This is a genomic window from Streptomyces spongiae, assembly GCF_009377185.1.
In the GTDB taxonomy this organism is placed as follows: Bacteria; Actinomycetota; Actinomycetes; order Streptomycetales; family Streptomycetaceae; genus Streptomyces; species Streptomyces spongiae.
In genome coordinates, this window is sequence record NZ_VJZC01000630.1 from 1 (window position 1) to 5587 (window position 5587).

The window sequence follows — 5587 nt, forward strand, 5'->3', positions numbered from 1 at the left end:
CCCCAGACACCCACCGCCCCCTCCCGGGGGCCGGGGGCGGAGCCCCCGCGAGGGCGCCCCACGCGAACGGTTACCGCCAGCACCCGTTCCGCCCCCGGCAGGGCCCCCGTACCGTTTGAAGATGTGAGCACCCTCCTCCACGCCCGCCACTGGCTGAAAGCGCACCCCTTGGCGTTGGACGCCGCCCTGGCGGCCGCCGTGCTGGTCTGCATGCTGGCCGGTTCGTTCGTCGACCCGAACGCCGAGCACGGGGCGAAGTGGGGCGCCCGCACCCCGGACGCCCTCGGCGTCACCCTGATGACGCTGAGCGCGGCCGCGCTCGTCCTGCGCCGCCGAGCCCCCAGAACCGTACTGGCGGTCACCGCCGGCTTCTCGCTCATCGAGCTCGCCACCGGCGACCCCCGCGCCCCCGTCGCGATGTCCGCCGTCGTCGCCCTCTACACCGTCGCCTCGGCCTCCGCCACCGACCGTCCCACCACCTGGCGCGTCGGCCTGCTCACCATGACCACCCTGACCGGCACGGCCATGCTCGTCGGCCCCCTGCCCTGGTACGAGCAGGAGAACCTCGGCCTCTTCGCCTGGACCGGCATGGCCGCCGCGGCCGGAGACGCCGTACGCAGCCGCCGCGCCTTCATCCACGCCATCAGGGAACGCGCGGAACGTGCCGAACGCACCCGCGAGGAGGAGGCCCGCCGCCGCGTCGCCGAGGAACGCCTCCGCATCGCCCGCGACCTGCACGACGTCGTCGCCCACCACATCGCCCTCGTCAACGTCCAGGCCGGAGTCGCCGCCCACGTCATGGACAAACGGCCGGACCAGGCGAAGGAAGCCCTCGCCCACGTCCGCGAGGCCAGCCGCTCCGCGCTCAACGAACTCCGCGCCACGGTCGGCCTGTTGAGGCAGTCCGGCGATCCCGAGGCCCCCACCGAGCCCGCCCCCGGGCTGAACCGGCTCGACGAACTCGCCGGCACCTTCCGCAACGCCGGTCTCCCCGTCGAGGTCGCCCGCGCCGACCACGGCACCGCCCTCCCGGCCGCCGTCGACCTCGCCGCGTACCGCGTCATCCAGGAGGCCCTCACCAACGTCCGCAAACACGCGGGACCCGAGGCGAAGGCCGAGGTCAGCGTCGTACGCGTGGGACCGAACATCGAGGTCACCGTGCTCGACAACGGCAGCGGAGAGCCCACCGGCCAAGAGGCGCACGACGACGGTGGCGGCCACGGCCTCCTCGGTATGCGCGAACGCGTCACCGCCCTCGGCGGCAGCTGCACCGCGGGCCCCCGCTACGGCGGCGGCTTCCGCGTCCATGCGATCCTGCCGGTCAGCAGTCGTACCGCCCCGGCCGAGGACACCGCGTGACCGCCACGGACAGGCCCCTACGACCGACCCAGCGCTTACCCACCCAGCTCTGACCCACCGGGGGACACCACATGACCATCCGCGTCCTGCTCGCCGACGACCAGGCGCTCCTGCGCAGCGCCTTCCGTGTGCTCGTCGACTCCGAGCCGGACATGGAGGTCGTGGGGGAGGCCTCGGACGGGGCGGAGGCCGTGGAACTCGCGCGCGAGGAGCGGGCGGACGTGGTGCTGATGGACATCCGTATGCCGGGCACCGACGGGCTCGCCGCCACCCGGCTCATCACGGCCGACCCCGCGCTCACCCACGTCCGCGTGGTCATGCTGACGACGTTCGAGGTCGACGAGTACGTGGTGCAGTCGCTGCGCGCGGGCGCCTCCGGCTTCCTCGGCAAGGGCTCCGAGCCCGAGGAACTGCTGAACGCGATCCGGGTCGCGGCGGGCGGCGAGGCACTGCTGTCGCCCGCCGCCACCAAGGGGCTGATCGCCAAGTTCCTCGCCCAGGGCGACGGTTCGGACGACGACGGGCGCGACCCCGCCCGCTCCGAGCGGCTCGGCTCCCTGACCGGCCGGGAGCGCGAGGTCCTCGTCCAGGTCGCGGGCGGGCACTCCAACGACGAGATCGCCGAGCGGCTCGAAGTGAGCCCGCTGACCGTGAAGACGCACGTCAACCGGGCCATGGCCAAGCTCGGCGCCCGCGACCGGGCCCAGCTCGTGGTGATCGCGTACGAGTCCGGGCTCGTACGCCCAAGGGTGGACTGAGCTCGACCCGGGTGTACTGCGGCCGGAGTAGGTGCCGCATAAGGAACGGGACCTGGGGCCTACAAGTGGGCGCTCCGCGATGGCTCAGGGTGTAAGGGCGGGCGCTCACATGTGCTGCACAGGTGCCCGTGCGCTTCATTCTGCGCCGTGCGCCTCGCCTGCGACCGCCGGCTCCCGCCCGCTTCTGCCGCTCACAGAAGAGAGACCCTGACCCATGTCCTGGCTGTCCCGATTCAGCCTCGCACAACGGGCCCTGATCGGCCTGATGTCGATCATCGCGCTCGCCTTCGGAGCGATCGCGATACCCCAGCTCAAGCAGCAGCTGCTGCCCACCATCGAACTTCCCATGGTGTCCGTCCTCGCGCCGTACCAGGGCGCGTCGCCCGACGTCGTCGAGAAGCAGGTTGTCGAGCCCATCGAGGACAGCCTCGAAGCCGTCGACGGCATCACGGGCGTCACCTCCACGGCCAGTGAGGGCAACGCCCTGATCATGGCCTCCTTCGACTACGGCAAGGGCACCGACCAGCTGGTCGCCAACGTCCAGCAGGCCGTGAACCGGGCCCGCGTCCAGCTCCCGGACGAGGTCGACCCGCAGGTCGTCGCCGGTTCGACGGACGACATCCCGACCGTCGTCCTCGCCGTCAGCTCCGGTTCCGGCCAGGACCAGCAGGCCCTCGCCGACAAGCTCGACCGGACCGTCGTACCCGACCTCAAGGGCATCGACGGCGTCGGCCAGGTGACGGTCGACGGCGTACGGGACCTCCAGGTCACCGTCACACCCGACGACAAGAAGCTCGCCGAGGCCGGTCTCACCTCCGCCGCGCTCGGCCAGGCCCTCCAGGCGGGTGGCGCGACCGTCCCGGCCGGCTCGTTCGACGAGGACGGTTCCAACCGCACCGTCCAGGTCGGCGGCGGCTACACCTCGCTGCAGCAGATCGAGGACCTGATGGTCACCGGTCAGGGCGGCCAGGGCGGCCAGAGTGGTCAGGGCGCGACGAAGCCCGTACGCCTCGGTGACGTCGCCACCGTCAAGGAGCAGGAGGCCCGCGCCGACTCCCTCACCCGTACCGACGGCAAGCCGAGCCTCGCCGTGAGCGTCACCATGGACCGCGACGGCAGCGCGGTCGCCATCTCGGACGCCGTCGAGGACGCGCTGCCCGGCATGCGCAAGGACCTGGGCTCGGGCACGACCATCACCGTCGTCAGCGACCAGGGCCCGGCCGTCGCCAAGTCCATCAGCGGCCTCACGACCGAGGGCGCGCTGGGCCTCGTCTTCGCGGTCCTCGTCATCCTGGTCTTCCTCGCGTCGATCCGCTCGACGCTGGTGACGGCGGTGAGCATCCCGCTCTCCGTCGTCCTGGCCCTGATCGTCCTGTGGACCCGCGACCTCTCCCTGAACATGCTCACGCTCGGCGCGCTCACCATCGCCATCGGCCGCGTCGTCGACGACTCGATCGTGGTCCTGGAGAACATCAAGCGCCACCTCGGCTACGGCGAGGAGCGCCAGGAGGCGATCCTCAAGGCGGTACGGGAGGTCGCGGGCGCGGTCACGTCCTCGACGCTGACCACGGTCGCGGTCTTCCTCCCGATCGGCCTGACCGGCGGCATGGTGGGCGAGCTGTTCGGCTCGTTCTCCCTGACGGTGACGGCGGCGCTCCTCGCGTCCCTCGTGGTGTCGCTGACGGTCGTCCCGGTGCTGTCGTACTGGTTCCTGCGCGCCCCGAAGGGCACGCCCGAGGACGCCGAGGAGGCCCGCCGCAAGGCGGAGGAGAAGGAGGCGAGGAGCCGGCTCCAGCGCCTCTACGTCCCGGTCCTGCGCTTCGCGACCCGCCGTCGCCTGACGAGCGTCGCGATCGCTGTGGTGGTCCTGATCGGCACGTTCGGCATGGCCCCGCTGCTGAAGACGAACTTCTTCGACCAGGGCGAGCAGGAAGTCCTGAACGTCAAGCAGGAGTTGAAGCCGGGCACCAGCCTGGCGGCGACGGACGAGGCGGCCAAGAAGGTCGAGAAGATGCTCTCGGGCATCGACGGCGTCAAGGACTACCAGGTCACCATCGGTTCGTCCGGCTTCCTCGCGGCCTTCGGCGGCGGTACGGACACCAACCAGGCGTCGTACACCGTCATGCTGGACGACTCGGCGTCGCACGAGGACGTCCAGGACCGTATCGAGAAGGGGCTCGGGGAGCTCTCCGGGATCGGTACGACGACGGTCGCGGCCGGGGACGGCTTCGGCAGCCAGGACCTGAGCGTGGTCGTGAAGGCGGCGGACGCCGGGGTGCTGCGCGAGGCCGCGGACGACGTCCGTGACGAGGTCGCGAAGCTCGACGACGTCACCGACGTCACGAGCGACCTGGCGCAGAGCGTGCCGCGGATCTCCGTACGCGCCAACGACAAGGCGGCCGCGGCCGGCTTCGACGACACCACCCTCGGCGCGGCCGTCACCCAGGCGGTGCGCGGCACGACGAGCGGCCGGGCGATCCTGGACGACACGGAGCGGGACATCGTCATCAGGTCGGCGAAGCCGGCGGACACGCTGGCCGAGCTGAAGGCACTCCGCCTGGGTCCGGTGAAGCTGGGCGACATCGCGGACGTGAAGCTGGTGGACGGCCCGGTCTCCATGACCCGTATCGACGGTCAGCGGGCGGCCACCATCACGGCGAAGCCGACGGGTGACAACACGGGCGCGGTCAGCGCGGACCTGACCTCCAAGCTGAACGCGCTGAAGCTCCCGGAGGGCGCCACGGCCGAGATCGGCGGTGTCTCGCAGGACCAGGACGACGCGTTCGCGTCACTGGGTCTGGCGATGCTGGCGGCGATCGCGATCGTGTTCATGCTGCTGGTCGCCACCTTCCGCTCCCTGGTCCAGCCGCTGATCCTGCTGGTCTCCATCCCCTTCGCGGCGACGGGCGCCCTCGGCCTGCTGGTGGCCACGGGCACCCCGATGGGCGTCCCGGCCATGATCGGCATGCTGATGCTGATCGGCATCGTGGTGACCAACGCGATCGTCCTGATCGACCTCATCAACCAGTACCGGCGCCAGGGCTACGGCGTGGTGGAGGCCGTGGTGGAAGGCGGCCGCCACCGTCTGCGCCCGATCCTCATGACGGCACTGGCGACGATCTTCGCGCTGCTCCCCATGGCCCTGGGCATCACCGGCGAGGGCGGCTTCATCGCCCAGCCGCTGGCGGTGGTCGTGATCGGCGGCCTGATCACGTCGACCCTGCTCACGCTTCTGCTGGTGCCCACGCTCTACGCCATGATCGAGCTCCGCAAGGAGCGGCGGGCGAAGAAGAAGGCGGCGAAGCGCGCGAAGAAGGCGGGACTGCCCGAGCAGTCGGCCACGGACCAGGCCTCGGACGAACCGGAGCCCGCGTCCGTGTGACCGCCTCTCCGTGACCGTCCCTCCGCGATCGTCCTTCCACGATCGTCCTTCCACTGGCGGCCGGGTCCCCGAACCTCAGGGTTCGGGG

General features: G+C 71.3%; 3 protein-coding genes. All 3 read left to right on the forward strand.

Features of this window, described 5'->3' with window-relative positions; translation table 11 throughout:
• Positions 1-123: 123 nt before the first annotated feature.
• Complete coding sequence (locus tag FNH08_RS43285; protein ID WP_322726392.1) at positions 124-1359, forward strand: sensor histidine kinase; 1236 nt, start codon at positions 124-126, stop codon at positions 1357-1359.
• Positions 1360-1430: 71 nt separating this feature from the next.
• Positions 1431-2117: a response regulator gene (locus FNH08_RS43290; protein WP_152776997.1), complete on the forward strand. Its 687-nt coding sequence runs from the start codon at positions 1431-1433 to the stop codon at positions 2115-2117.
• A 214-nt stretch (positions 2118-2331) separates the two neighbouring features.
• Positions 2332-5499, forward strand: a complete 3168-nt coding sequence (locus FNH08_RS43295) for an efflux RND transporter permease subunit (RefSeq protein ID WP_152776998.1) — start codon at positions 2332-2334, stop codon at positions 5497-5499.
• Positions 5500-5587 lie beyond the last annotated feature (88 nt).